This window comes from Brumimicrobium glaciale (genome assembly GCF_004152935.1).
Taxonomy (GTDB): domain Bacteria; phylum Bacteroidota; class Bacteroidia; order Flavobacteriales_D; family Crocinitomicaceae; genus Brumimicrobium; species Brumimicrobium glaciale.
The window spans coordinates 392,130-418,586 of sequence record NZ_SETE01000005.1 but is presented as its reverse complement, the minus strand read 5'-3'; the positions used below and the strand labels follow the sequence as shown (position 1 = coordinate 418,586).

25 protein-coding genes are annotated in these 26,457 nt (G+C 33.9%); 8 read left to right on the top strand and 17 right to left on the bottom strand.

What is annotated here, in order from left to right:
• Positions 1-5: 5 nt before the first annotated feature.
• Positions 6-971 (top strand): ADP-glyceromanno-heptose 6-epimerase, encoded by a 966-nt coding sequence (gene rfaD / locus ERX46_RS13500; RefSeq protein ID WP_130094398.1) that lies wholly within the window; start codon positions 6-8, stop codon positions 969-971.
• Positions 972-1,282: 311 nt separating this feature from the next.
• Here rfaD and ERX46_RS13495 read toward each other — a convergent pair whose 3' ends face one another.
• From ERX46_RS13495 to ERX46_RS13485, 3 genes are read right to left on the bottom strand one after another with little or no spacing between them, the layout of a single operon-like run.
• Complete coding sequence (locus tag ERX46_RS13495) at positions 1,283-2,731, bottom strand: O-antigen ligase family protein (RefSeq protein ID WP_130094397.1); 1,449 nt, start codon at positions 2,729-2,731, stop codon at positions 1,283-1,285.
• A gap of 3 nt (positions 2,732-2,734) precedes the next feature.
• On the bottom strand, positions 2,735-3,724 hold the full coding sequence (locus ERX46_RS13490; protein ID WP_130094396.1) for a Wzz/FepE/Etk N-terminal domain-containing protein: 990 nt from the start codon (positions 3,722-3,724) through the stop codon (positions 2,735-2,737).
• 48 nt (positions 3,725-3,772) lie between these two features.
• The gene (locus ERX46_RS13485) at positions 3,773-5,902 is read right to left on the bottom strand and encodes a S46 family peptidase (protein ID WP_165366239.1); all 2,130 of its coding nucleotides are present in this window, start codon (positions 5,900-5,902) and stop codon (positions 3,773-3,775) included.
• 166 nt (positions 5,903-6,068) lie between these two features.
• On the opposite strand from ERX46_RS13485, the gene ERX46_RS13480 reads away from it, so the two are divergent.
• Entirely contained in the window at positions 6,069-6,674 is a 606-nt protein-coding gene (locus tag ERX46_RS13480; protein WP_130094394.1) for a hypothetical protein, read from the top strand.
• Here the strand turns inward: ERX46_RS13480 and coaE are convergent.
• Genes coaE through ERX46_RS13465 form a run of 3 tightly spaced genes read right to left on the bottom strand, consistent with a single transcriptional unit; the run spans position 6,667 to position 8,202 of the window.
• Positions 6,667-7,251, bottom strand: coding sequence for a dephospho-CoA kinase (coaE, locus tag ERX46_RS13475; protein ID WP_130094393.1), 585 nt, complete (start codon positions 7,249-7,251; stop codon positions 6,667-6,669). The genes ERX46_RS13480 and coaE overlap by 8 nt on opposite strands.
• 5 nt (positions 7,252-7,256) lie before the next feature.
• The gene (locus ERX46_RS13470; RefSeq protein ID WP_130094392.1) at positions 7,257-7,640 is read right to left on the bottom strand and encodes a DUF1987 domain-containing protein; all 384 of its coding nucleotides are present in this window, start codon (positions 7,638-7,640) and stop codon (positions 7,257-7,259) included.
• 4 nt (positions 7,641-7,644) lie between these two features.
• On the bottom strand, positions 7,645-8,202 hold the full coding sequence (locus ERX46_RS13465) for a SiaB family protein kinase (RefSeq protein WP_262708098.1): 558 nt from the start codon (positions 8,200-8,202) through the stop codon (positions 7,645-7,647).
• A gap of 163 nt (positions 8,203-8,365) precedes the next feature.
• On the opposite strand from ERX46_RS13465, the gene ERX46_RS13460 reads away from it, so the two are divergent.
• Positions 8,366-9,106 carry a class I SAM-dependent methyltransferase gene (locus ERX46_RS13460; RefSeq protein WP_130094390.1) on the top strand — a complete coding sequence of 247 codons (741 nt, stop codon included), beginning with the start codon at positions 8,366-8,368 and terminating at the stop codon, positions 9,104-9,106.
• Complete coding sequence (locus ERX46_RS13455) at positions 9,103-9,876, top strand: ZIP family metal transporter (protein ID WP_130094389.1); 774 nt, start codon at positions 9,103-9,105, stop codon at positions 9,874-9,876. The genes ERX46_RS13460 and ERX46_RS13455 overlap by 4 nt, the downstream gene beginning before the upstream one ends.
• A gap of 19 nt (positions 9,877-9,895) precedes the next feature.
• Here the strand turns inward: ERX46_RS13455 and ERX46_RS13450 are convergent, their stop codons facing one another.
• The 3 genes from ERX46_RS13450 to ERX46_RS13440 all read right to left on the bottom strand — a co-directional run bounded on the left by ERX46_RS13450 (position 9,896) and on the right by ERX46_RS13440 (position 12,223).
• The gene (locus ERX46_RS13450; protein ID WP_130094388.1) at positions 9,896-10,414 is read right to left on the bottom strand and encodes a sigma-70 family RNA polymerase sigma factor; all 519 of its coding nucleotides are present in this window, start codon (positions 10,412-10,414) and stop codon (positions 9,896-9,898) included.
• Between the two features lie 280 nt (positions 10,415-10,694).
• Positions 10,695-11,801 carry a glycoside hydrolase family 3 N-terminal domain-containing protein gene (locus ERX46_RS13445; RefSeq protein ID WP_165366238.1) on the bottom strand — a complete coding sequence of 369 codons (1,107 nt, stop codon included), beginning with the start codon at positions 11,799-11,801 and terminating at the stop codon, positions 10,695-10,697.
• 17 nt (positions 11,802-11,818) lie between these two features.
• The gene (locus tag ERX46_RS13440) at positions 11,819-12,223 is read right to left on the bottom strand and encodes an OsmC family protein (protein WP_130094386.1); all 405 of its coding nucleotides are present in this window, start codon (positions 12,221-12,223) and stop codon (positions 11,819-11,821) included.
• 125 nt (positions 12,224-12,348) lie between these two features.
• Between ERX46_RS13440 and lipA the strand changes: the two genes are divergently transcribed.
• Together lipA and ERX46_RS13430 are read left to right on the top strand one after the other, a co-directional pair.
• Positions 12,349-13,242, top strand: coding sequence for a lipoyl synthase (lipA, locus tag ERX46_RS13435; RefSeq protein WP_130094385.1), 894 nt, complete (start codon positions 12,349-12,351; stop codon positions 13,240-13,242).
• Between the two features lie 168 nt (positions 13,243-13,410).
• Positions 13,411-16,503, top strand: a complete 3,093-nt coding sequence (locus ERX46_RS13430) for a T9SS type A sorting domain-containing protein (protein ID WP_165366237.1) — start codon at positions 13,411-13,413, stop codon at positions 16,501-16,503.
• Positions 16,504-17,099: 596 nt separating this feature from the next.
• On the opposite strand, the gene frr is transcribed toward ERX46_RS13430, so the two are convergent.
• The 6 genes from frr to rplM all read right to left on the bottom strand — a co-directional run bounded on the left by frr (position 17,100) and on the right by rplM (position 21,210).
• Positions 17,100-17,663, bottom strand: coding sequence for a ribosome recycling factor (frr, locus tag ERX46_RS13425; RefSeq protein WP_130094383.1), 564 nt, complete (start codon positions 17,661-17,663; stop codon positions 17,100-17,102).
• 56 nt (positions 17,664-17,719) lie between these two features.
• Entirely contained in the window at positions 17,720-18,424 is a 705-nt protein-coding gene (gene pyrH, locus ERX46_RS13420) for a UMP kinase (protein WP_130094382.1), read from the bottom strand.
• A gap of 94 nt (positions 18,425-18,518) precedes the next feature.
• Complete coding sequence (gene tsf / locus ERX46_RS13415) at positions 18,519-19,343, bottom strand: translation elongation factor Ts (RefSeq protein WP_130094381.1); 825 nt, start codon at positions 19,341-19,343, stop codon at positions 18,519-18,521.
• Positions 19,344-19,366: 23 nt separating this feature from the next.
• Positions 19,367-20,248 (bottom strand): 30S ribosomal protein S2, encoded by an 882-nt coding sequence (gene rpsB, locus ERX46_RS13410; protein ID WP_130094380.1) that lies wholly within the window; start codon positions 20,246-20,248, stop codon positions 19,367-19,369.
• Between the two features lie 114 nt (positions 20,249-20,362).
• A complete protein-coding gene (gene rpsI / locus ERX46_RS13405; protein WP_107039281.1) occupies positions 20,363-20,749 on the bottom strand; it encodes a 30S ribosomal protein S9 in 387 nt (128 codons plus the stop codon).
• Between the two features lie 5 nt (positions 20,750-20,754).
• The gene (rplM, locus tag ERX46_RS13400; RefSeq protein ID WP_130094379.1) at positions 20,755-21,210 is read right to left on the bottom strand and encodes a 50S ribosomal protein L13; all 456 of its coding nucleotides are present in this window, start codon (positions 21,208-21,210) and stop codon (positions 20,755-20,757) included.
• A gap of 337 nt (positions 21,211-21,547) precedes the next feature.
• Between rplM and ERX46_RS13395 the strand changes: the two genes are divergently transcribed.
• Positions 21,548-23,665, top strand: a complete 2,118-nt coding sequence (locus ERX46_RS13395) for a S9 family peptidase (protein ID WP_130094378.1) — start codon at positions 21,548-21,550, stop codon at positions 23,663-23,665.
• 69 nt (positions 23,666-23,734) lie between these two features.
• Here the strand turns inward: ERX46_RS13395 and ERX46_RS13390 are convergent, their stop codons facing one another.
• Together ERX46_RS13390 and ERX46_RS13385 are read right to left on the bottom strand one after the other, a co-directional pair.
• Positions 23,735-24,256, bottom strand: a complete 522-nt coding sequence (locus ERX46_RS13390; RefSeq protein ID WP_165366236.1) for an NUDIX domain-containing protein — start codon at positions 24,254-24,256, stop codon at positions 23,735-23,737.
• A gap of 9 nt (positions 24,257-24,265) precedes the next feature.
• Positions 24,266-25,465: a pyridoxal phosphate-dependent aminotransferase gene (locus ERX46_RS13385; protein WP_130094376.1), complete on the bottom strand. Its 1,200-nt coding sequence runs from the start codon at positions 25,463-25,465 to the stop codon at positions 24,266-24,268.
• Positions 25,466-25,843: 378 nt separating this feature from the next.
• On the opposite strand from ERX46_RS13385, the gene ERX46_RS13380 reads away from it, so the two are divergent.
• Entirely contained in the window at positions 25,844-26,446 is a 603-nt protein-coding gene (locus ERX46_RS13380) for an RNA polymerase sigma factor (protein ID WP_130094375.1), read from the top strand.
• The last annotated feature ends 11 nt before the right edge of the window (positions 26,447-26,457 follow it).

Below are 26,457 nucleotides of genomic sequence, written 5' to 3'. Positions count from 1 at the left end.
TAATTATGATAGTTGTAACAGGAGCTGCAGGATTTGTAGGAAGTGGTTTAGTAAGCAAACTAAACGATATAGGTATTAAACGCATTATTATTGTTGATGATTTTTCAAATGATGAAAAAGAACACAATCTTGTTGGTAAAAAATACATAAAGAGAATTGATCGAACGGAGTTTATTGATTGGTTCAAAGAACATGGTGAAGAAGTTAAATTCATTTACCACATAGGTGCAAGAACAGATACAACTGAATTTGATAAAGAAATATTTGATCGTTTAAATCTAAATTATTCAAAAGATATTTGGAGATATGCTACACAATATGGTATTCCTTTAGTATACGCTAGTTCAGCTGCCACTTATGGTTTAGGTGAGCACGGTTACGACGATAATCACAGATTAGTTAATGAGCTAAAACCATTAAATGCTTATGGAGATTCTAAAAATGATTTCGATAAATGGGTATTGACACAACCAATTAAACCTCCTTTTTGGGCTGGTTTGAAGTTCTTTAATGTATACGGACCAAATGAATACCACAAAGGTAGAATGGCATCTGTTGTTTTACATGCTTACCGCCAAATCACACGTACAGGTGAATTGAAATTATTCAGATCTCACAATGAAAAGTATGATGACGGTGAACAAAAAAGAGACTTTATTTACATTAAAGATGTTTTAAATATCTGTATTTTCTTGATGGAAAAACGTCCAGAAAGTGGATTATATAACGTTGGATCTGGAAGAGCGAGAACTTTCAAATCTTTAGCAGTAAATACTTTTCACGCTATGAACCGTGAAGTTGAGATCTCATATATCGATACTCCAGCAGATATTAGAGATAAATACCAATATTTTACTGAAGCAAAAATCAACAAACTTATTTCTGCTGGTTACACAGAAGGATTCCATACACTCGAGCAAGGTGTTGAAGACTATGTTGAGAATTACTTGATGGATGGAAAATATCTTTAAGAGATAATTTTTAAATATTTAGGATTTTAAAGACCCGATATAGCGTGATTTGATCATGGTGTTCGGGTCTTTCTTATTGTGTGAAATTAAAAAGGCAAATCTAAATTGAATAATTTAAGATACTTTATCATTAAGATATTATCAAAGCATTGAAGATTAGTTTTCCATGATGGATAAGATCTAACATATTTCGAATGTCATAATTGGTTAAAGTGATTTAGAGAATTACATTAATTCGTAGAATTATTTCAAGACCATTTAAAACTGTCTAGCAATAATTGTAACCGTTTTTTAGATGTTGTTGATATTGTTTATAGTGTGCTTTTTCTTCTCCTCATCATAACGCCTTGAGCTATAAAAACAGCAGCAGCTCCATATACTGGAATCGAAGCTTTATCCGTGTCGAGATAATTATTGAGTAAACCATGGAAGAAATACGTTGACATCGCCAAAATAATACAAAGGAGTAATATATACAATTCTGTATCCTCAGGGGTGTAGCGTTTAATATTAATTAAAAGCATAATTCCACTGTAAAATAACGCGGCTACAAAAACCAATACAGAAAGCATTCCTATAAGGCCCATTTCTGCCAATGCACCAAGGTATTCTGAATGAGCATTCCCTTGATTTCCAAAATTTGTAGAAATAACAGTAAGCTTTCCTGGATCCTGATATGGTGCATATTCAAAAGCATAAGTTGCAGGACCAAATCCAAAAACAGGACGTTCTTTAAACATATTCCATGCTGCACTCCATCTGTTTAAGCGTTCTAAATTTGATGCATCAGAAGTAATATTTGCTGCTGATTGTAGTCGTTCATCAAAATTAGTAGTGGTGTGTTCTTGCTTGTTTTTAGCCAATTCCATTTCAATTTTACTCCAAGAGAATAGGATAACTGACAACACAATAATACCAATGGAAAGTAAATATTTGAATTTCACTTTGTATTTTATAAAAGCCCAAACGGATATAGCGAATACTATACTCAACCAGGCACCTCTGGTGTAACTAAAGTAGAGTCCCAACAAGGTGATGATAAACATTATTACTAGAAGTACTTTTGCTTGTAAAGAGTGCTTTTTGTAAAAATACAGTCCTAAAACAAAAACAATACTCATGGCAACACTTGCTCCATAAATGGTGTGGTCTTTAAAGAAAGGTGACATAACCCAATGGCTTTCTTTCTCTCTGAAATTAAATCCCCAATGATGAATAATAGTATAAACAATTACGATGGTCATTCCTGCAGTGTAGCACCATAAGAATTTAACAATGTTGGATTTGTTTTTGAATATATTAAAACCAATCATTAAAATCGGAATTATGAACCAAAGCTTCATTAATAGAAATTTAAAGGAAACTAATGGTTGTGCACTAGTAATTGATGTCATGAAAACCCATAGAAGATAGAATCCAATCGATAGAGTTATTGGATGACTCCAGAACTCCTTATTCATAATTGGAGATTTCAATTCCTTCAGAATGATCCAAAGCATCAATCCAAAAAGAATCGGTTCAGTGGGGAGATATAAACCAAATTTACCATCTGTGAATTCCTCGAGATTAACAGATAAAGGTGTTAAGAATACAGTAAGTAAAAATGCTGAAGAGGTGTGGAAAATTGCAATATATGCAATGACCAAAACCAAAGGTAACGCATTTAAAAAATAATTATCATTAAAAACAAGGTATGCATTCACTCCCATAAACAGCAGTGCAATACTTATCAATAAGCTATTGTTTTTAATGAACTTCACAGTCTAAACTGAATATTTAACTGTTCTTATTCTGTCTCTGATCAACAATGCAATAAACATTAGGATTATTGAAGCTAGAGTGAAAACCAGAACAATAATCATTCTCTTCGGTTTAGCTTTTTTATCAGATGCAACAGCCGACTCAACAATAAATTTATGATTAAAATTTTCTACTGCATCAGATTCTGCTTGTTCGTAGGAAACCTCTTGATCGGTCATTTTTTCAATTCTGAACTCACGTAAATCTGATAGGGCATCGTATCTTGAACCGTATTTTAAATTTACATCAATTTGATTTTTGAAAAATGCTTTATCCTCTGCTGTTTTAGATTCGTTTAATGCCGCAAATAAGCTTGATCTCGACAATGCGTCTATTACTCCTAACTGGGAAAGGCTATCCATTTCAGTGTTTAATTGTTCTTGTGACGCCTTCAATTGGTCTAACTTACGTCGGTTGATCTCAAATGCAGGAACAGTACGCTCCTTAATTAAATCGTTTTTTACAGTATCTATTAACTGAACAATTTTATTCGCAATGTCTGCTGCAAGTTGTGGTGATTCATCCAAAACTGAAATATTGATAGAGCCAAAACGTGTTCTTTCAAAGTGAATATGACCTTCATATGCTTTCCCTAATTTATGATGATAACCATCCTCTTTTGGATCAATATCATACACTTTAGCCAAATCAAATTTGTTGATAATTCTATTGCGCAAAGGTGAAGATTGTAAAATCTGAATTAATTGCTCAGCATTTTCCTCTTCTCCAAAATCCATTGAACTGGCCTTGGCATTACTTTGTGCGTTAAAAGAAACTGTACTCGTAGCCGTAGGGAATACAATGGCATTTGATTCATACAAAACAGGAAGTATGAGCGAGACTATTATTGAAATTATTCCAGCAATTATCCCTGTAAAAAATAGTATTTTTCTATTTTTATATGTGAACACCAATAACTCATTGGTATTTTGATCAGATTTCGTCTTTTCCATCCTTAATTCTTTTCCTAACTAACTTTTTTGAATAAAATATATTGCTTCTTATCTAACTATTGTCATTTCTTTCACCAAATGAGGTGCTTCACCATAAATATCAATCATCCATAAAACATAGCGAATGTCAACAGAAATATTTCTACAACGTGATGCATCAAACATATAATCGCTCATTGTACTTTCCCAACTTCTGTCAAAGTTAATTCCTATTAAATGACCTTCTCCATTTATTACTGGTGAACCTGAATTTCCTCCTGTTGTGTGATTAGAGCCTGTGAAACAAACCCACAGCTCACCATCTTGAGCATAATCTCCATAGTTTTTAGCTTCGTAAAGCTCTACCATTCTTGGCAGTAAATCAAAGTCTTCATGACCCGTATTGTATTTTTCAATTACACCATCCAAAGTTGTATGTGGAGTATATTTCATTCCGTCTTGTGGCGTTGAACCTTCTAATTTACCATAAGTGACACGAAGCGTACTGTTAGCGTTTGCCCAATGTTTTGCTTCTGGATACATTTCATATTTTCCTTTCACATAAGGTTTCATTAACTGATTTCTTGTTCCATAATATGTTCTTAAATCATCCAATAAATGCTCGTTAAATATGTAATCTAGTTCACTATATAATTGATATCCTGCGTCTTTTTTGATTTTCTTCTTAGCGTATTTATTGAAGTTGTTTAAAACTTTCAAGTATCGCTCTTGATCCACTAAAAACGATTTCTCGAAAATATCACTTTGTAAGTCTGCTAAATCATTTTTCAATAAAGATTCAGGAAGAAAAGAAGAATCTACCATCTTTTTATAGTACTCACTTTGCAATAAGAAAATCTCTTTGTCTATATTGATATCGTATTGCTCATAAAAACCGCCAAGTGATTCCTTTTGTTCCTCAATCGCTGCATTCAATTCTTCTGTTTTTCCATCGTTATATAATGACATTAAATCGTTAATTGCACGTGCTCTTTTGAACATTTCAGCACCAACATAGATATACTCAATGTACATGTTATAGGTGAAGTCACTCATGTTAAATTGAGTAGATAGTTCTCTTAAATCACTAACAATTCCAGCGTATTCAGCATTCCATTCTTCTTTAGTGTTGGCTTCATTTGTATAGCTGTCTTCGTAATCAACTTTCTTTTTAATTGCGTCACCTCTTTTTAATCCATCAATTTGACCAATCCATTTTTTCCATGCATTTGCAATTCTAGCTTGTTTTGAAGCATACATAATTTCTGTTGCTTCAGATTTTTTCATTGCCGCATTAATAACAGATAAAGAAAGATCTCTCATTTGAATTTGAGCAGGACGCATAGTATTGATGATAAAATCTAATTCCGTACTAATTGTGTGCTGGTTTGTAGTTCCTGGGAATCCGAAAACCATTGTAAACTCATCCACTTCTCTTGATTTTAAAGAAATAGGAAGGTGGTGAATAGGAGAGTAAGGTTGATTGTTTTCGTTGTATTCAGCTGGTTGATTGTCAGCATTAGCATAAATTCTAAAAACAGAAAAGTCACCAGTGTGTCTTGGCCAAACCCAGTTATCTGTATCTCCACCAAATTTACCAACAGTTTTAGGAGGTGTTCCTACCAATCGAATATCTGTAAATGTTTCTTTAACCAAAAGGAAGTAACTATTTCCAAAGTCAAATGGTTTAATTTCTGCTTCGTAATGTGTTCCGTCAAGCGCTTCTGCTTTTAATAAAGCAATATTTGCTATAATTTTTTGATTTACTTCTGCTCCTTCTAAATCTTCAGTACCTGCTAAAACTTTAGCTGTTACATCTTCGATTCTCACCATTCTTGCAGCAGTCAAGCCTGGATTAGTTAATTCTTCTTGTAAATTCTTTGCCCAAAACCCGTATTTCGCAATGTTGTTGTCAACTGTTGTGTGCGAATAAATTTGAGAAAAACCACAATGGTGATTCGTTAATAAAAGTCCTTGGTCAGAAATAATTTCAGCTGTACAACCGCCACCAAAATGGATGATTGCATCTTTGATACTGGCATTATTAGCATCGTAAATATCTTGTGCACTAATCTTCATTCCCATGGCCTTCATGTCGGATTCAAAAGCACCAAGAAGCGTTGGAATAATCATGCCTTCCTCTGCGCGAGAAAAAACATTTAAAAGCATAAACATGAATAGGAAACTAACTTTTTTCATCATCTTCTGTTTTAATAAGCGGTAAAGATAAGAAGTGTATAGAATTTTTTGTATTCTTATCAATATAAAGATTTTATTTTTACAACTTTGTAACGTGGATTTACTGAATTTTATTTTTCGAATAGGTGTTATTTTAGCCGTATACAATTTTTTGTGGTGGCTAATAATGACGGGGATTAATCTTTTAAGAGGTGGTCGACCTAGACTATTGTTTGAAGTTTACTTCATTAAAACGATTCGCTATGTTTTTCTAGCGGATGTTATTTTCCTCTTTTGTGTCCAACAAGCTGGTGGATTAGTTCTTGTGAATGACCTACTTCTAGCAGGATTAATTTTACTTATTTACTTCACTGGAAAAATCCAATCTAAACAAAACCGTCAATCATTATTCTCTGTTCGTGGAAAAGCAAATCTTCCTGGAATTGGAGATATTTTGAATAGAATAAAACCTGCTTTTGATATTCGCTTCGAAATAGCAGTGGTGGTTTTAGCTTTGGTTGTTTTTGGAGGATTTTACTTTGCTCCTTATTTAGCATCAAATGCAATATCGAATTGGTTCTTAGAAAGTATTCTGAATATTGAAGATACTCCAGTGTTTGGCTTTATATTTAAAATTGTTGGATTCTTCTTTATGATATCAGTCATTATGAAGGTGGTAAACGCAATTATGACTATTCTTATTGGTAGAACAAAAAGTAATAACGAATATCCAGATGAAAAACGTGATGATAAAAACGATGATCATTTTGATGATTATACCGAAATCAAATAGCGCTTTCGAAATATTTAAGCATTGCAATAACTTGTGGAGTAACTAAAGTGGTATCATCGTTATTGATCACATAAGAAGCCATCTCAATTTTGACTTCATCTTTCCATTGGTTTTTCATTCTTTGTTCAACTTCTTCAATGGTTGTTTTGTCTCGGCTCGTTACACGTGCAATTCTAATTTCTTCAGGTGCAGTAACAAGAACAGTGTAATCAAATGTTTTGTATGCGCCAGTTTCATAGAGAATAGCCGCTTCATTAAATACTAAAGGTTTCTTTTGTAAAATTGCCCATTCGTCAAATGCTGCTCTAACCGCTGGATGAACAATTTTATTTAATGCTAATTTCAATTTTTCGTCATAAAAAACTTTACTCGCTAAGTAAGGACGATTTAAGGTGTTTTCAATGTAAGCTTCTTCTCCAAATAGGTTTTTTATCTGTTGAATAACAGCATTATTAGTCGTCATAAGAAGTTTTGCTTGATCGTCAGAATTAAAAACAGGGTAGCCCATGATTTTAAGAATATTGCAAATTATTGACTTTCCTGAGCCAATTCCTCCTGTTAATCCTATTTTTTTCACGTTTCTTAAATCTCTTCTACTTCAATCATTGTAAATGGAAGTGGAATTATTGCTTGATAATCCTCTCCTGCTTCTTCTATGTCTCCATCATCTTTTTCGAAATACCAATTCACTTTTACGTCAGTATCTTTTTTATTAATGTTTTCTAATAATTTAAAAAGATCAAGTAGACATTTAGAAGATGATGTGTTAAAGTATTCTAGCTTAACATCAAACACTGTAGCAGGTTGTGGAGATTCTCCATATTGCTCAATCCAGTCGTTTAAAGGTTTGTAAAACTCAACAGAATTCTCAGGAATAGATCTTCCGCGAATTTCTAAAGTCCCATTTTCAAAATTGAAAGTAACACTTGGTGTTTTAGGTGTTCCATCTAAGTTAATATTTTCCATCTTTTTACTTGATTTTTACATTTAAACAAAAGAAACTATAATTCTTATCAATAGGCATAAAACTATACTCTAACTTATTTCCCGACTTTCTTGCAATATCTATCAAACCTAAACCAGCTGTCCCTTTACTTGAGAATTGTCCTTTACTTAAAACAGACTTATATAATTCTCTTAACTCTTCCTTGTCTAGTTTGTTGATATTCTTAATCTTTAACTCTAAGTCTTCGGCTTTCTCTTTACTTATATAATTCCCCGTTTTGATTTCATAATAATCTTCTGGATTAGAAATGCAAAGAATGGAAGAATTGCTCATTATCTCTTTTGAATTATCTCCATGTTTTATCACACTTTCATTGTGGTGATATAAGTTTTGAAGACATTCTACAAGTATATTATATACCTTTTTACGCCTTTTTGTCGATTTCTCAATATGGTCAAGCTTAGATTCTGTGATTCTAAGTACAGAGTCTAATAAATCAGCAGTGACCAAACCTTTAAATGAAAGCATCGCATGATTGCGTTCCATGGTTTTATAGAGATCAAATATAGAGTTAATTGACATTGAGCTTTAGTTTCATAGTAATGAATCGCAAATATATGGTTTTGTTCCATATGTGCAATATCTCAAAAATGTTTCTTTGATTTCGTTTTTATAATGCAACATTATTGCATGAGTGGTTTAAATTGAATACATTTGTCTACTTTTTTAACAAAAGATTATTGAAATGGATGAGCTAAAAGGTGAATGGTTTGAGACTTGGTTTGATACTTCTTATTACCATATTTTGTATCAAAATAGAGATTTCACTGAAGCTGAGAGATTTATCAATAACTTGCTGGGCTATTTAGATTTACCGAAAAATGTAAATTGCTTAGACCTTGCATGTGGAAAAGGAAGACACTCTGTATTTATAAATAAGAAAGGATTCCAAGTTACTGGAGTAGATTTATCTTCTAACAGTATAAAAGAAGCAAAACCATTTGAAAATGAAACGCTTTCTTTTGATACGCATGATATGAGAGAGGTGTATAAAGAAAATACTTTTGATGTTGTTTTCAATTTATTTACAAGCTTTGGTTATTTCGACGATTATGATGACAATTTAAAAGTGCTCAACTCTGTTAATAAGATGCTTGTTTCAGAGGGGCTTGTTGTAATTGATTTTATGAATGCTGATTATACTTTAGATCACCTTGTAGAGAAAGAAGTGAAAACCTTGGACGGAATAGATTTTAATATCACAAAGTCTTATGATGGAAAACATATTTTTAAGAATATTGATTTCACGGATCAAGGAAAGGAATTCCATTTTCAAGAAAAAGTACAAGCAATTAAAAAAGAAGAATTTGAAACTTTATTAGAAAAAACAGGTTTTGAAATTCAAAATATTTATGGTGATTTTTCTTTAGCGCCATTTAATAAAAAAGAATCAGATCGTTTGATCATTATCGCTAAGAAGAAATGAGTTTAGTTTGGGGAACTATCCTTTTAGTAGGATCCGTATTATTAGGAGGAGGTTTAGTTGTGTTTTTACAGAACTTAAACAAAGGGAAAATAATTAAAATTTTGCTTTCTCTAAGTGGAGGATTCCTCTTGGCAATCGCATTCATTCATTTTATTCCAGAAATATATGCGCACGGGTCTGAAGGAGTAGGGTATTATATTCTACTTGGTTTTCTTATTCAATTGTTTCTTGAATATTTTTCTGGAGGAATAGAACATGGTCATATTCATGCAAAAGATACAAAAGGTACAGTTCCGTGGTCTTTATTCATAGCCCTTAGTTTTCATTCTTTCTTCGAGGGAATGCCCTTAGAAGCTCAATTTGTGAGAGAAGCAGGAGGACAGGTTTTAGATCATGTTGAACATGTCGGCCATGCGCATGCTCATTCAAAAGGGGAAGGGGTTCAAGGTTTACTTTTGGGAATAATCTTACACAAAATCCCTGTAGCAATTGCATTAATGACCTTATTGTTGGCTTCTGGTTTTAAAATGGCAAAAGCATGGCTAGTTTTGATTGCTTTCGCTTTGATGGCTCCTTTAGGAATGTTAGTTGGACATTTTGGTGCTCAAAATGCATTGTTCAATTTAGAAATAATTCTTGCCGTAGTAGTCGGAATGTTCTTGCACATATCAACTACAATCATTTTTGAATCGAGTGAAAACCATAAATTCAATTTTATAAAACTCATTAGTCTGCTCATTGGAGTTGGCTTAGCTATTTTCGCTATTTAAATAGTAAAGATGAGATTTGTTAAAGTTCACAGGCAGAACAGTTAGATTCTCCATTCAAATTCCCATTTTTGTCAAGTTCGTACTTACAGCATAGCATGAATTTTTTCTTTAAAATATCTTTAGCTCTGCTTGTTCTGGCTTTCACATTTTCTAGACTTATATCTAAAAACTTTGCAATTACCTTTTGTTTTTGTCCATCAATATAAATAAGTTCAATTACTTCTTTGTAGATCAGAGGTAGGTCATTTATAAATTTATCAAAACAACATATATCCTGATAGTTTGGATTAATGGATTCTTGATCTGTTGTAGACAAATATTTAGATTCCTTATTATAATAGTTTGTAATTTCATTTCTAGCTATCCTGAAGATCCATGACCTTATCTTTTCTTCACTTTTAAGTTGAGCTAGGTTCTTATGGATTTTTAAAAATATATTCTGGAAAACATCATTTGCGATATTCTTGTTTTTAACTTTCTTGAGAATGAAAAAATATAATTCCTCATTGAAGTGGTTGTATATATATTGAGTCTCCATATTCAAAAATAAAAATAAAAGGTTAGTCGAAAAACTAACCTTTTATAAATTTAGTTGCATTTGCTGCATTCACACTTTGTACAAGCACAGTTGTTTTCTGCGCAGTTTTTACAATTACAATTCGGACATTCACAATTTCTGCATTTACAATTATTCATTTCTTTATATTTTATCGTTCATAAAGAAGACTGTCCAATGCCAAAAAAGATACATTTTATTTCAATTATTTTAAAAATAATTTATTTTCTGTGAAGCGAATAGATTTAAATTCGAGAAATTATTAATGTGGAAATAAATCACCTTCAGTACAAAGTTTCGCACGAATAATACGTTTACAAGCTAAATCAACTTTTGCTTTAAAAACGCTATCAGTCATATACTTTGCTAGTATTTCTTCATGTGCTTTTGCCGCGTTTAATGGCATTAATAGAATATCAATTCCAGCATCAATTGCTTTTACATTTGAACCAGCAATAGTTGAAACACCCAACATATTCATAGCATCGGTTACAATTAATCCTTCAAATTGAAGACTATCTCTCAATAAATCAGTAACAATTTCTTTTGAAATAGAAGCAGGCATTCCTTTAGTATTGAAAGGAGTCTCATTATCAACGGCGATATGGGCAATCATAATACTTACAACTCCATTTTCAATTAATGGAGGATAATTTTTCACTTCCTTCATTTCACCTTTAATATATACCAGTTTTTTGTGCGTGTCTCCCTCAACATATCCGTGACCAGGAAAGTGTTTCGCAGTGGCGATAATATTATGTCTCTGCGTTTCTTGAATAAATGCATCAGACCATGGTATTACACTATCTGGCTCGTGTCCGAAACTTCTCCAACCAACAGTTTTGTTTGGTGACATATCAACAACCGGTGCGAAATTGTAATTAATTCCAATCTCATTTAAGTCTTTCGAAATAATCTTAGCCACCTCTGTAACCTCTTTTAGTGTCTTTAAAGTATTCGCTTTAGCGACAGGGGTAGAGTTTTTGATTTTTCTGTTCACCAAACTCGCCTCAGCATCTGCGCTATATAAAAATGGTAAAGTTCCCATTTCAAGATTCCAGTCGTTGTATTTTTTTACCCAAGTGGTAAATTCTGACTTCGTTCCATTCAGTAATAACAAACCACCTATTTTTTTATCAATCACCAATTGATTTATTGTAGCTTCTGTTTGACCATATGGACCAATTGCGGGCATAATTAATTGAGCTACTTTTTCACCATCTGTTAAAGCATCAAAATGTTTTAAAACTTTTTCATTCAATTCTAAATTGTAAGTATGAAAATCCGTTAGGTTAAATTTTGATTCTTGAGCATTTATTGATGCAGAAAAAGCAATTAATATTAAAGCTGTAATTTGAAAAATGCGCATTTGTAATAATTTTAACATTAGTAATTAAATTCAATATTGATTTTGATCTCCGGAGAAACACTTTTAGCAACTGGACAGTTCTTTGCTGCGTTCTCTACTCGTCTTTTCTCTTTAACATTCCAATCATTACCTGTAAGGTTAAGAACAATATTTAAACCTCCAACTCTTCTTGGATTGTCAATCATTATCTTTTCTACTTCTCCTTCGCATCCAGCAAAAGTGAGGCCGTTTTGATCACAATATATTCCAATTATTGTGATCATACAGTTAAGGTAACCTGCTGCCAAAAGATCTGTAGGAGAAAAGCGTGTTCCTTTTCCATTGTTATCAACAGGTGCATCAGTTTCAATTTTTGTCCCCGATTTTTGATGAAGTGTCGAAATTCGTAAATCTCCTAAATAGGAAGCGCTTATTTTTTTCATAGTCCTTTATATTACGTACTTTTGCAAGTGAAATTTATATTACAAAAATAGTATTTTCTTTGACGGTGTAAATGGAATAATTCATTTCATTATGTCAATGTAAAAACTTCAATAAATTAGACACAATGTCGATAGTAGAAGAGCCAAAGAAAACAAAGATTAAAAAGCCAAAATGGTTGCGTGTAAAATTGCCAACAGGTGAGTCATACAGAAATGTTAGAAAACTTGTAGATGAGCACAAATTGCATACCATTTGCGAAAGTGGAAGCTGTCCAAATATGGGTGAATGTTGGGGGGAAGGAACGGCGACGTTTATGATTCTTGGAAACATCTGTACGCGATCTTGTGGTTTTTGTGCAGTCCAAACGGGTCGACCAGAAGAAGTAGATCTTTTTGAACCCGGTCGAGTAGCGAATTCTGTGAAATTGATGGGCGTGAAGCATGCTGTGATTACTTCAGTTGATCGTGACGATTTAAAAGATGGTGGCGCTAATATTTGGGCTCAAACCATTCGTGCCATTAGAAAGCAATCGCCGGAAACAACTTTAGAAACTTTATTGCCTGACTTTGCTGGGAAATGGGAAAACCTAAAAATTGTTACTGATGTAGCACCTGAAATTGTATCACACAATATTGAAACAGTTCGTCGCCTAACGAAAGAAGTTCGAATTCAAGCAAAATATGACCGAAGCCTAGAAGCTTTGTTTAGAATAAAAAAAGCTGGAATGAGAACCAAATCTGGAATTATGTTGGGACTTGGTGAAACACATGAAGAAGTTCTTGAATCTATGCAGGATTTAAGAAGCGTTGGAACCGATATAGTTACTTTAGGACAGTATTTGCAACCAACTCAAAAACATATTCCTGTTGCAGAGTTTGTGACACCAGAACGTTTTGAAGAATATAAACGCAAAGGAATAGAGATGGGCTTTAGATATGTTGAGTCTGGTCCTTTGGTGAGATCCTCTTACCACGCTGAAAGACATATATTTGATATGCCGGAAGCTCAAAAAGTATAGAGTTGTATATTAAATAAACAATATTGAATTAAGTGTGTTTATTACATAGTCAAAAGGCTATAATTTTACAAATGAATAAATAGGCGTTAAAAAGTTATAAAATATTTGAATTTTTTACTTAAATTGGCGCCTTGGAATAGATGTGAAACCGAAAGTATTATTATGAATATGAAGCGAAATAAATTGATTCTGGGAGGATTAGGGGTTGTAGCTATTGCAGCGGCAGCCATGGTGACTCCAAGTATTTTAGGAAATGATGAGGGTATGAGGTACTCTCAAGATAGAGGCTCTTTGGCGACTGTTGCCGGGAGTAATGGATTCAGAGAGTGGGTCAAAACAACAATGATAGACGTCGAAACAGGCGAAGCTATTGAAAGCAGTAAATTAAACCAAATTCTAAAACAGCACCAAGTTGCTAACCAAACAAAGGCTTTAAGTGTTGAATGGTTAGAATTAGGACCAGATAATATTGGTGGTCGTACGCGTGCTATTTTAACAGATCATGTAAATACAAATACTGTATGGGCGGGAGGTGTTTCAGGTGGTTTATTTAAATCTGAAAATCGCGCTAATAATTGGTCACGTGTTGAGACTTTCCCTGGTGGACCGTTTATTTCTTCTATTGCACAAGATGCAGGAGGAAATATTTATGTTGCAACAGGTTCAAATGACGAAGCTTGGGACGGACAAGGTTTATTTGTTTCTCCAGATGATGGAGCAACATGGCAACTTGTTCCTGGAACAGCAAACTTTTCAAGAATTAATAGAGTAGCAGCGACTAAAAGTAGTCCTGTCGTATACTTTACTAACTCTGCAGGTTTGAAAAAATATACTTTTGGCGGTACTGTTGAAGATGTTACTTCTTATGGAGGTAACGGGTCTAAAACTTTAGCTTATTCTATAGATGGTAAAGCGATTGTTGTAGCATCTATTAATTCAGAAACATGGGTTTCTACAAATTGGGGACAAGATTTTCAAAAGGTTTCAGCATTAGGAAATGTTAATGGTAAAATCACACAATCTGGATTTGGTAGAATTGAATATGCTATTTCAACTAAAAAATCAAATGGTACATACTCTATTTATGCAGCAACTACTTCTTCTAACAATCAAGGACAATGGATTTCATTAGATGATGGTAACACATGGCATAAACATACTGCAGCAACTCCAGCTGATATCAGTAATGGTGTGATCGATTATCGTAATCAAGGTACTTACAATAGTGTTGTAAGTTTTGACCCTACAGATGTTGATCGTGTAATTGTGGGTGGTATTGACTTACATGAGTGGAAAAAACAAATTAATAACCCGCCTTCTGGAGGATGGAATAAAATATCATTATGGTTTACAAGCCCAACAAGTGATCTTTATGTTCATGCTGATAATCATGAATTAAAATGGGATGGTAGTAATAGATTATTTATTGGTAATGATGGTGGAATAGGTGTTTCTTTAGATAAAGGACAAACATTTTATCCAGCAAACCGTGGTTACAACATTACTCAGTTCTATGCTTTTGCATATGATAAAAATGGTGGTGTAATTGGTGGTACTCAAGATAATGGTAGTTTATATAACAACCTTAATAACGCAACTTATCAAGAATTTAGACAGGTTTCAGGAGGTGACGGTTTTACAGCTGAAATTTCTTTCTTCAACCCAAAAGTACTTATTACAAGTATTTACTATAATGCTTTTTATCGCAGTGGAGACGGAGGAAATACCGTAAATAATTTCGCTCCGATATTGCCAGGCTATGATGTTGTTGGTGGACTGACTTCTACGGATCACCCTTTTCACACACAATTTCATTTAGGAGAGTACTACGATACAGATTCTGAAGATTCAGTAATCTTTATCCCTCGTGCAAGTTATTCGGTTGGTGAAACAATTTTGGTTCCAAGTAGAGCTTCAGGTGATACTATTGAATACGTAACTCCAACGATTGTTCAGTATGATGATACGTTGTTATACGATCCAAGTTTAACTGTTGTGGAATATGAAGTGGAAGATACATCAGGAATTATTTATGATTTAGGTGTTTATAATTATGCTCATTTACCTTCTTCATCAGGGAGTACTCCTCCAGTGGTTAACGACAAGATAGAAGTCTTTGTTCCTAATGGACCAGATACAGTTGTTGTTGCTGCGGTAACTCCATATAATTTTTACTTCGGATCAAATGCATCTGGACCAGGGGTTACACCTTTTGGGAAAGATACACTTCGTTTAGGAGTTGCATGGGATACACTTACAGTTCAGGATCCATACCAATCATGGTTTGTGTTTAGTACGAACAAAAACAATGGAGAAATCTGGGGAACACGTGATGCTTTAAGGTTGTCAGCAACTACAGTAAAATGGGTTCGTTTGATGGATGGAATTGGAAATGCTGGTAATTTAGATGTTGCATTCAGTAGAGACTTAAATAACATGTATGTAACTGCTGGAAGTGCAGTTTATAGACTGCAAGGTTTAGGTGAAGTTTATACTTCGGATGCAGATTTTAAAGACAAATTAAGTATAGACCAAAGTTCATCTGCAACAACTAAAGTGTTAATGCGTTCAGGTTCTTTTACAGGAGTAGGAGTTAATCCAAATAATGCAGATGATGTAGTAGCTGTTCAAGGATTTAATGGTTCAGTTTATCGTTCTTCAAATGCAACTTCTGCTGCGCCAACAATGACGCAAGTAGGATCACAAAATGGGATGGCCTTCTATGACGTGATTATCGACAGAGATGATAGTAACATATTGTTTGCAGCTACTTTTGCAGGTGCTTCAATGTCAGAAAATGGTGGTTCTACATGGACAGATGTTTCTGACCCTCGTTTTGCTGGTGTTCCATCTTATGAAGTTCGTCAAGCTTGGAGAACTTTTGCTGAAGGTAACAGAGTACCAGGTAAGGTATTTTTAGGAACTTTCGGTCGTGGTATCTGGTCTTCTAACGCTGTTTTGAATGTGTCATCAAATGACCCAATCAAAGATGTGAAAAAAGACAAACCATTCAAATTGGAGCTTTATCCAAATCCTGCTCGTTACAATTCAACATTAGTTGTTGATTTGAAAGAGAGTAATTTGTTAGACATTCAGTTCTACAATATCTCAGGACGTTTGGTGAAAAGAATTCAAAAAACAGACGCTCATGTTGGACGTAATGAAATTGGATTCAGTGCTTCTGAATTACCTCAAGGTACTTACATCTTAAGAGTACAAAGTGGTAACCAAGTTGAGAATACGAAATTCGTGAAAATGTAGTCACATACATTCCAAAATATTTAAAGCCCTGACAATTATGTCAGGGCTTTTTTGTTGGTTAATACTTTAGGGTAATCCATTTTATATTAGTACAGCCCATTAAATTGTCATCCTGAAAATCGATAAAACTTATTTTAAATTGTTGATTTTTAGCTGTTATTGTCGGTTTAAATAGAATGTATAATAGTTGGTTTAATTCCTACGATTTAAATGGGAACCCTACATCTAGTATACACTACTAATGCTTTATAAAGCAAGTTGACAGTGTTTTCATAGATATATAATTGAGATGAGTTTTTGTTTAAAATTTAAATAGAACTTATTACAATGATTGGGATGTTTTAAAACGCTTTAGGAAATTAAATTCAATAGGGACGGCAGGACATGGACGGTTTTGGTACGGACGGTTTGCAACCGTCCCAACATCAAACCCGTCCCAACATCCAACGTCGCAACATCAACCGTCCCAACATCCAACCCGTCCCAACATCCAACGTCCCAACATCAAACCCATCCCATCCTCAACCCGTTCCAAAACCAAAAAAAGCCCCAACGATATCGTTAGGGCTTTCAGTTTATAGGGTCTTGTTCTAAAACTATATTTTCATCACATCGATTTCTTTAGCGTCGATAAGTGCATCTATTTTTTTAACAAAAGCATTCGTCACTTCTTGGATTTCTGCTTCAGCTGTTTTGGCATCGTCTTCAGAAAGTCCTTCGTTTTTTAATTCCTTGATGTAGTCCATTGCATCCTTACGGTTGTTTCGGATACTCACTTTGGCATGTTCTCCTTCAGATCGAGCAACTTTACACAAATCCTTTCTTCTTTCCTCTGTAAGCATCGGAATGTTGATAATTAGCATTTCACCATTATCTTGTGGAGCTAATCCTAAATTCGCATTAATGATTGCTTTTGCGCAATCACTCAAAATACTTTTCTCCCACGGTTGAACAGTTAATGTTCTTCCATCTAAAGTACCAACATTGGCAACTTTAGTGATGTTAGTCATACTACCATAGTAATCTACCATTACAGTATCTAACATGTCTGGAGTTGCTTTTCCTGTTCTAATTTTACGTAATTCGGAATCTAAGAAAGTTAAACTCTTGTTGTTAGCTGATTTAAACTCACTTATAGTCTCATTTGTTTCCTCTGTCATCACTTTTAGTTATTTAAAACCTTTAAATATAATATACAAATTTAATAAAGAATCCATTAAGCTACAATAGTACCTACTGGTTCTCCCATTATAATGCGTTTCAAATTACCTTCTATATTGATATTGAATACAATAATAGGCAGATCATTCTCTTTGCATAATGTAAAAGCGGTCATGTCCATAACGTTTAATCCATTTGAATAAACATCATCAAACGAAATAGAATCGTACTTTTCTGCTGTTGGATCTTTTTCTGGATCCTTGGTGTAAATACCATCAACTCTTGTTCCTTTAATAATCACATCAGCATTGATTTCAATTGCTCTTAATGAAGCAGCTGAATCTGTTGTGAAATATGGATTTCCTGTTCCAGCTCCAAAAATTACAACTCTTCCTTTTTCTAAATGACGAACTGCTCGTCTTCTAACATAAGGTTCTGCAATTTCTTTCATCTCTATTGCTGATAAAAGTCTTGAATCAATTCCAGCAGTTTCTAGTGCTGATTGAAGTGCCATTGCGTTAATCATAGTGGCTAGCATTCCCATGTAATCGCCATGCGTTCTGTCCATTCCACCTTCTTCGGCTTGCACACCTCTAAAGATATTTCCGCCCCCAATTACGATTCCTAATTCAACACCTAAATCGGTGATTTCTTTGATTTGCTCTGCATACTTGGTTAATCTGGCATTGTCTATTCCGAATTGTTTATCTCCCATAAGTGACTCACCACTTAATTTTAACAGAACTCTTTTATATTTCATGGTCAAGAATCGTTATACGTTTATAAAATTTCTACAAAATAAGACAAAAAAAAGAGAGAAACAATGTTCTCTCTTTTTTTACTTTAAATATTGATTAGCTTAATGAAAAGCGTTTAAATTCAGTAACAGTTAAACCAGGTTCAACTGAGTTTAAGAATTTCTCAACAGTCATTTTGTTGTCACGAACGAAGTCTTGACTCAACAATGTGTTCTCTTTAAAGAACTTGTTTAATCTTCCTTGTGCGATCTTGTCTGCTAAATCAGCTGGTTTCCCTTCCTCAATTGCTTGATCTTTTCCAACTTGAAGTTCACGGTCGATAACATCTTGCGCAATACCTTCTTTTTTCAAAGAAATAGGATTCATAGCAGCAACTTGCATTGCAACTTGTTTTCCAGCGTCTTCGCTTTCTTCACCTGATTTACTAAGACCAACTAAAGCAGCCAATTGGTTTCCTGGGTGGTTGTAAGCTACAACTGAAGTTGCAGATACTTTTGTGAAGTTTGAAATCTCTAACTTCTCTCCAATAACACCAATTTGCTCAATAAGCTTTTCATCAACTGTTAATTTCTCGTTGTATTTAAGATTTTTTAATTCATCTGCTGATGCAACGTCGTTTTTAATACCAACCTCTAAGATTGATTTAATAAACATTTGGAAATCTTCATTTTTAGCAACAAAGTCAGTTTCGCAGTTAAGTTGGATCATATATCCTACATCACCTTTTGACTCTGCAAATATAAGACCTTCTTTAGCTTCGTTGTCTCCACGTTTAGCAGCAACTTTTTGACCTTTTTTACGTAAAAAGTCAACTGCTGCTTCCATGTTACCGTCAGCTTCAACTAAAGCTTTCTTGCAGTCCATCATTCCTGCACCTGTCTGTTTTCTTAAGTCATTTACTTGACTAGCTGTAATTGCCATAATATATTAAATTACAAAAATTATTATTCTGATTTATCTTCTGGTTTTTCCTCAGCTTTCACCTCAGTTTTAGCCTCAGATTTCTCTTCTACTTTTGTTTCTTCTTTTTTAGAAGCTTCTTTTTTGGCTGCTTTTTCTTCGTCAGCTTTCTTTTTGTCTTCTTTTTTCTTTGCTTCTTCTGCTTTTTTGTCCTCTTCTTGTTTAGACTTAGCTGTTTTGCGTTCTTCTAAACCTTCTTCGATTGCAGCGATAACATGGTCCATAATGATTGCAACTGATTTAGATGCATCATCGTTCGCTGGAATAGGAAAGTCAACTAATTTTGGATTAGAGTTTGTATCAATCATCGCAAAAGTTGTAATTCCCAAACGAACTGCTTCTTTCAAAGCAATGTTTTCTTTCATTACATCAACAATGAAAATAGCAGCTGGTTGACGAGTCATGTCAGCGATAGAACCAAAGTTCTTTTCTAATTTCTCACGTTGTCTTGTAATAAATAATTTCTCACGTTTAGATAAAGTATCCCATGTACCGTCAGATTGCATTTTGTCGATAGTCGCCATCTTACGGACAGACTTTCTAGTTGTAGCGAAGTTTGTTAACATTCCACCTGTCCAACGTTCAGTAACGTAAGGCATGTTGATTGCTTTAACTTTGTCTGCAACAATTTGTTTTGCTTGTTTCTTAGTAGCAACAAATAAAATCTTTTTTCCAGATTTTGCGATTTGTTTCATAGCTAAACAAGCTTGCTCTAAATGAGCTATTGTCTTATTTAAATCAATAACGTGAATACCCTTTTGCTCATCAAATATGTATGGAGCCATTGCTGGGTTCCACTTTCTTTTGAGGTGACCGAAGTGAACACCTGCATCTAAAAGTTCTTTAAAATCTGCTTTTTTTGACATTTTAATTTTTTGTTTCGTGTTTACGTTCCTTTAGTAATCAATGACAGAGGGTTCTTTCGAAGGGTGCTCCACCACTTGGATACTAAACAAGCGCCAAATAAAGTAATTGTAAGTCTAACGTTTCGAGAATTGAAACTTCTTACGTGCTTTTGGTTGACCTGGTTTTTTACGCTCTACCATTCTTGGATCACGTGTCATTAAACCATGCTCTTTCAATAAAGGCTTGTGCTCTTCATTTACTTTTACCAATGCACGAGCGATTCCTAGACGAATTGCCTCTGCTTGACCATTGATTCCTCCACCGTGTACGTTCACTGTTACGTCATATTGACCTAAAGTTTCTGTAACAGCAAAAGATTGTTGAACTTTAGTTTGTAAAGTCGCAACTGGAAAAAATACTTTGTAATCACGTTTGTTTACAGTAACGTTACCTTTACCAGGCTTCATGTAAACACGAGCTACAGAAGTTTTTCTTCTTCCTAATGTGTTAATAATTTCCATACTCATTATTTGATTGATTCAAGATTAATCGTTTCTGGCTTTTGTGCAGCAAATTCATGCTCAGTTCCTACAATAACCTTTAGGTTCTTGTATAACTTACTACCTAATTTGTTCTTAGGTAACATGCGTTTTATAGCCATTTCTACTATGCGCTCTGGACGCTTCTCTAATAACTGCGCTGCAGTTAATGAACGCTGTCCTCCTGGAAAACCTGTGTGACGAATGTATGTTTTCGTCTCCCACTTATTACCCGACATTGTAACTTTCTCTGCGTTGATTACGATGACATTGTCACCACAGTCTACGTGAGGAGTAAAATTCGGCTTGTGCTTTCCACGGATTAATTGCGCTACCTTGCTTGCCATACGCCCTAGCGTTTCGCCTTCTGCGTCCACCAATAACCACTTCTTTTCAGCGTTTTCTTTATTGATAGAGACAGTTTTGTAACTTAATGTATCCACGTTGTTAATTTTAAAAATAAGACAATAATCCCAAAATTTGGGGATGCAAATATATAACTTAAAGATTTGAATAACAAATGCCCATTGAAAAGATTTGCAAAAATGTTTTGGGCTTTGTTTTAATTGTTTGCATTTCGAACAAATATAATCAATATCTCCGGCTCGATTATATAATTCTATTACTTTTTTGTTGAAGTTATTATTTTAATGGATTTAGCTTCCAACATTGTCTCTTAGATGCATTTAATTTCATTTAATCCTTTTATTTGTTATCTCTAAATAGCGCTTTCTTAATTTGTTTTATCTTTGGAATCTTACAAATCATAACTGTTAGAAAATGAATAAACTTTTTATCATCTTAATGCTTTCTGTGTTTTTTACCACACAAGCAAGCGCTCAAAAAGATTTAACTTTAGAAGAGGCCGTATCTGGGCAATACCAGCAATTTTATCCTGATCATGTTTTTGGTTTTGGATGGATAGAAAACCTTAATAAATATTCTTACCTCAAACAATATCAAACATTAGTGATTGGTGAAGTAGGTGGTGAAGAAAAAGAAGTGTTGAAAATTAGTGAGGTAAATGAAGCACTTGATGTAAAATTCAATTATTTCGCTGGAATAAAATGGAAGGATGAAAACACAATCGTTTTGAAACTTCAAAATACTGTTGTTACTTATAACCTAAAAACAAAGAAGGGAACCAAAATTGAATTGCCAGAAAATGCTGAAAGAACAACTTTCGATCATCAATACAATAATATTGCTTACACTATTGATAATAACTTGTATTACACTTCTGTCGCGCAATACAATCAATTTGCAGTAACAGAAAATGAGGATAAAAACATTGTGTCAGGTCAAGAGATTGCAAGAAGTGAAATGGGAATTACCCAAGGAATTTTCTGGTCTCCAACTGGGAATAGTTTAGCTTTCTATCAAAAGGATGAATCTAAAGTTCATGATTATCCACTTCTAGATATTACTCAAACTCCTGGGAAGTTGAATTCTATTAAATATCCAATGACTGGTCAGCCAAGTGAAAAAGCGAAATTGGGGATTTTTTCTTTAAAGAATAATACTACAGCTTTCATTGCTGCGAAAAATGGAGCAGAAAATTATTTGACAAATGTGAGTTGGACTCCAGATGAGCAATTTATTTTATTGGCTGAAGTAGCGCGTTCTCAAAAACACATTTGGGTTCAGAAATACAAGACTGATGGAACTTTAGCGAAAACACTTTTCGAGGAGAAAAAAGACACTTGGGTTGAACCTGAAAAACCAGCTCATTTCCCATCTAAAAATAGTAACGATTTTGTTTGGGTAAGTGAACGTGATGGTTTTGATAATCTTTATTATTATTCTATTGATGGTGAATTGAAATCCCAATTGACAACGAATAAGTTCATGTTGAAAGACATCGTTGCGGCTCATCATGGCGAAGTATTTTTCACAGCTACTGGAGAAAGTCCATTAAATACGCTGTTGTACAAGGTAAATACAAAAGGTAAACAAGTTTTACTTACTAAAGAGGAAGGAACGCATAGTGTAGATGTTAATTGTACAGGTGAATATATTTTTGACCAATATTCAGCTCATGATATTCCAAACATTGCTGTAATTCGTAAAGCGAGTGGTAAGGAGGTAAAGAGAATGTTAGAAGCTGAAAATAAATTAGCTGATTACAAACTATCAGAAGCTGAAATCAAATCTATTAAATCTAGAGATGGTGTTGATTTATATACACGTATGATTAAGCCGAAAAACTTTGATGCTTCTAAAAAGTATCCAGTTTTGATATATGTTTATGGTGGACCACACGCACAAATGATAACTAACAGTTGGTATGATGGAGCTAGTTTATGGATGCACTGGATGGCTAATCAAGGTTATGTTATATTTACATTAGATAATCGTGGTTCTGGAAATAGAGGAGTGGAGTTTGAACACATTATTCACCGTAATTTGGGAGTAATTGAACACCAAGATCAATTGGATGGTGTTGACTATCTGAGCGGATTTGATTTTATTGATACCAGTAGAATTGCAGTTCATGGTTGGAGTTATGGAGGGTATATGACAGGGACAATGATGATGAAATCTCCAAATATTTTTAAAGTAGGTGTTGCTGGAGGTCCTGTAACAGATTGGAAATATTACGAAGCAATGTATGGTGAACGTTACATGGATACGCCAGAAGAAAACAAAGAAGGTTATGAAAAGACAAGTTTATTGAATCAAGCGGAAAACCTAAAAGGCGATTTATTATTGATTCATGGAACTTCTGATCCTGTGGTTGTAATGCAACACAATTTGTCATTGGTGAAGAAACTTGTTGACCTAGGAATTCAGGTTGACTTTTTTCCTTATCCAATGCATGAGCACAATGTAGGAGGAAAAGACCGAATTCATTTAATGAGAAAGGTTTTAGATTATATTATTGATAACAACAAGTAATAGGGCTTAGATTAAACAAAAAATGGCAGCAATTAATTTAATTGCTGCCATTTTTTTATGCTTAATTTTTTATCTAATCTTCGTCTTACTCAATAGTTTTGAAATCAACCTCACATCTTCCAAAGTCGGTTCATCTGCTATACAGTCAACTGAAAGTGAGGAGATACTCCTTTGTAATTGAGAGAACGCCATTTTCACCATTTCAATGTGGTCGAAAGCCAATTCTGGTAATTCTTTCATTGAAACCCATTGTGCTGACTTTGCATCGTCGTTTCCTTTAGGTTGAACACCATTCTTTTTCATAAGAGTATAGTGCGCAATAGAAATTACTCGAAATCTAGGATCTCTTTTCACTTCTCCATAAGTTCCGAATTGCTTCATGAATTTCACTGAAACACCTGTTTCTTCTTTCAATTCACGGACAGTAGCTGCTTCCGGAGTTTCCTTATCTTCGATAAATCCTCCAGGAACCGCCCAGCTTTTTCCATTGGTTACTTTCTTACGTTCGATTAACAAAAGGTAAAGACCTGTTTCGTCGTAACCGAAAACAATAGCGTCTGCGGCAACTTTTATGTTTTGTTGAATACTCAAAATCTTGAATTAATAAGATGTATAAGGATAGATCTCTAAAGCTTTTTCTAAACAAACGAGTGCTTTTTGAAGTTCTTTTTTCTCTAAAACATAAGCAATACGTGCTTCTTTTTTTCCTAACCCTGGAGTAGCATAGAATCCGCTTAATGGCGCCATCATTACGGTGTTTCCTTCATATTCGAAATCTTCCAATAGCCATTGACAGAAATGCTCTGTGTCTTCTACTGGGAATTCTGCAACCGCGTAAAATGCTCCTTTTGGTTTTGGACAATTCACCCCTTTTATTTTGTTTAAACCATCTACCATAATGTCACGACGTGCAACATATTCGATAGTTACTTCATCAAAATAAGATTGTGGTGTAGCCAAAGCTCCTTCTGCAGCGATTTGTGCATAAGTTGGTGGGGAAAGTCTTGCTTGTGCAAATTTCATTGCGGCATTCATGAATTTGTCATTCTTTGAAATTAAAGCACCAATTCTTGCTCCACACATTGAATATCTTTTAGAAACCGAATCAATTAAGATTACGTTTTCTTCCATTCCTTTTAAGTTCATCACAGAAAAAGGCTTTGCTCCATCGTAACAAAATTCTCTGTAAACTTCGTCAGCAAATAAGAAAAGGTCTTTCTTCTTTACTAATTCACTTAACTTCTCTAGTTCTTCTTGCGTATATAAATATCCAGTTGGATTTCCTGGGTTACAAATTAAAATCGCTTTCGTTTTTGAAGTGATTTTCTTCTCAAATTCTTCAATTGAAGGCAGTGCAAATCCATCATCAATGGTAGATGTTACGGGAATGATATTAATTCCAGCTGCTGTAGCAAAACCATTATAGTTTGCATAAAATGGTTCTGGAATAATTATTTCGTCACCAGGATTTAAACATACTGACATTCCGAATAATAATGCTTCAGAACCTCCTGTTGTGATAATGATCTCATCTTTTGTTACATGAATATCATTCTTTGAATAATATTCAGCCAATCCTATTCTGTACGATTCAAATCCTGCAGAGTGAGAATATTCCAATACTTTAATGTCTGCATTTTTTACAGCATTTCTTGCCGATACAGGAGTTTCAATATCCGGTTGACCTATGTTAAGATGTATAACGTGTTTTCCTTGTGATTTTGCTGCCTCAGCAAATGGTACCAACTTTCTAATTGGTGAAGAAGGCATGCTGATAGCTTTCAATGATAATTCTGGCATATTTTCTTTCAGTTTTATTTCCTTCAAAAATAACCAAGACCTTTTGATTTTAAATGATTTTTTGGAAAGATTATCCTAAATTGTATTAAATGTATGTCTTGGGTTGTTTTATACGAACAATAAAAACAACCTAAGAATCAATGAAAATCATAGTTAAGAAGGTGTAGTGAAAAAAAAGTGATTTATTTTCCAACCTTTCCTAACTTAGTTACGTCTAACAGCTGTAGTGAAAATTTTTCCTTGGATTGATTTTTGCTATTTACACAAATAAGATTATATTTGAATTTATTAATTTTTTAAAACTAGTTGCTTATAGGAACATTTTTACTCTAAAACACAGAATTACATTTTAATAGTTAATCTCTAAACTGAGTAACAATGAACTTATCTAAACAAGAAGATAAACAACTGGTATCTTTATATATTGAAGGACAAGAAAAAGCTTTCGAAGTTCTTTTGAACAGACATAAAAATAAAATCTATAATTATATTTTTATGAAAATTCGAGACGAAGCCTTGTCTCAAGATATTTTCCAGGAAACATTTATAAAAGTAATTAAGACCTTAAAGAAAGGTGCTTATAACGAAGAAGGTAAATTTTTGCCTTGGGCCATGCGAATTGCGCACAACTTGATGATCGATCATTTCCGTAAAACCAATAAGGTGAGAATGATTTCAGAATCAAGTTCAAGATCTGAAGATTATAACATCTTTGATATGCTTGAATTACAAGATAATAATGTTGAGGATGAAATGATCCACAATGAGCTTGTAAGTCAAATGGTTGAATTAATTGATCATTTGCCAGACTCACAGCGTGATATCTTAAACATGAGGATTTTTAAAGAAATGTCTTTTAAGGATATCGCAAGGAAAGAAAATGTGAGTATCAATACAGCGTTAGGAAGGATGAGATATGCATTAATTAATATTAGAAAATTGATTGAAAAGCATAATATACTTACACCGCTATCGCAATAGAATATTAAGTT

What these genes read in the sequence shown, in the direction of transcription:
- ERX46_RS13490 (WP_130094396.1), bottom strand. Translation starts at nt 3,724, where the DNA reads ATGGAAAAGACGAAATCTGATCAAAATACCAATGAGTTATTGGTGTTC.
- ERX46_RS13440 (WP_130094386.1), bottom strand. Translation starts at nt 12,223, where the DNA reads ATGAAAAAAATAAGCGCTTCCTATTTAGGAGATTTACGAATTTCGACA.
- rpsI (WP_107039281.1), bottom strand. Translation starts at nt 20,749, where the DNA reads ATGGAAATTATTAACACATTAGGAAGAAGAAAAACTTCTGTAGCTCGT.
- frr (WP_130094383.1), bottom strand. Translation starts at nt 17,663, where the DNA reads ATGACAGAGGAAACAAATGAGACTATAAGTGAGTTTAAATCAGCTAAC.
- ERX46_RS13450 (WP_130094388.1), bottom strand. Translation starts at nt 10,414, where the DNA reads ATGGAGACTCAATATATATACAACCACTTCAATGAGGAATTATATTTT.
- rfaD (WP_130094398.1), top strand. Translation starts at nt 6, where the DNA reads ATGATAGTTGTAACAGGAGCTGCAGGATTTGTAGGAAGTGGTTTAGTA.
- rpsB (WP_130094380.1), bottom strand. Translation starts at nt 20,248, where the DNA reads ATGTCAAAAAAAGCAGATTTTAAAGAACTTTTAGATGCAGGTGTTCAC.
- ERX46_RS13470 (WP_130094392.1), bottom strand. Translation starts at nt 7,640, where the DNA reads ATGGAAAATATTAACTTAGATGGAACACCTAAAACACCAAGTGTTACT.
- ERX46_RS13460 (WP_130094390.1), top strand. Translation starts at nt 8,366, where the DNA reads ATGGATGAGCTAAAAGGTGAATGGTTTGAGACTTGGTTTGATACTTCT.
- ERX46_RS13465 (WP_262708098.1), bottom strand. Translation starts at nt 8,202, where the DNA reads ATGTCAATTAACTCTATATTTGATCTCTATAAAACCATGGAACGCAAT.
- ERX46_RS13445 (WP_165366238.1), bottom strand. Translation starts at nt 11,801, where the DNA reads ATGCGCATTTTTCAAATTACAGCTTTAATATTAATTGCTTTTTCTGCA.
- pyrH (WP_130094382.1), bottom strand. Translation starts at nt 18,424, where the DNA reads ATGAAATATAAAAGAGTTCTGTTAAAATTAAGTGGTGAGTCACTTATG.
- ERX46_RS13395 (WP_130094378.1), top strand. Translation starts at nt 21,548, where the DNA reads ATGAATAAACTTTTTATCATCTTAATGCTTTCTGTGTTTTTTACCACA.
- ERX46_RS13430 (WP_165366237.1), top strand. Translation starts at nt 13,411, where the DNA reads ATGAAGCGAAATAAATTGATTCTGGGAGGATTAGGGGTTGTAGCTATT.
- ERX46_RS13485 (WP_165366239.1), bottom strand. Translation starts at nt 5,902, where the DNA reads ATGAAAAAAGTTAGTTTCCTATTCATGTTTATGCTTTTAAATGTTTTT.
- ERX46_RS13455 (WP_130094389.1), top strand. Translation starts at nt 9,103, where the DNA reads ATGAGTTTAGTTTGGGGAACTATCCTTTTAGTAGGATCCGTATTATTA.
- lipA (WP_130094385.1), top strand. Translation starts at nt 12,349, where the DNA reads ATGTCGATAGTAGAAGAGCCAAAGAAAACAAAGATTAAAAAGCCAAAA.
- ERX46_RS13385 (WP_130094376.1), bottom strand. Translation starts at nt 25,465, where the DNA reads ATGCCAGAATTATCATTGAAAGCTATCAGCATGCCTTCTTCACCAATT.
- ERX46_RS13380 (WP_130094375.1), top strand. Translation starts at nt 25,844, where the DNA reads ATGAACTTATCTAAACAAGAAGATAAACAACTGGTATCTTTATATATT.
- ERX46_RS13480 (WP_130094394.1), top strand. Translation starts at nt 6,069, where the DNA reads ATGACGGGGATTAATCTTTTAAGAGGTGGTCGACCTAGACTATTGTTT.
- tsf (WP_130094381.1), bottom strand. Translation starts at nt 19,343, where the DNA reads ATGGCAATTACAGCTAGTCAAGTAAATGACTTAAGAAAACAGACAGGT.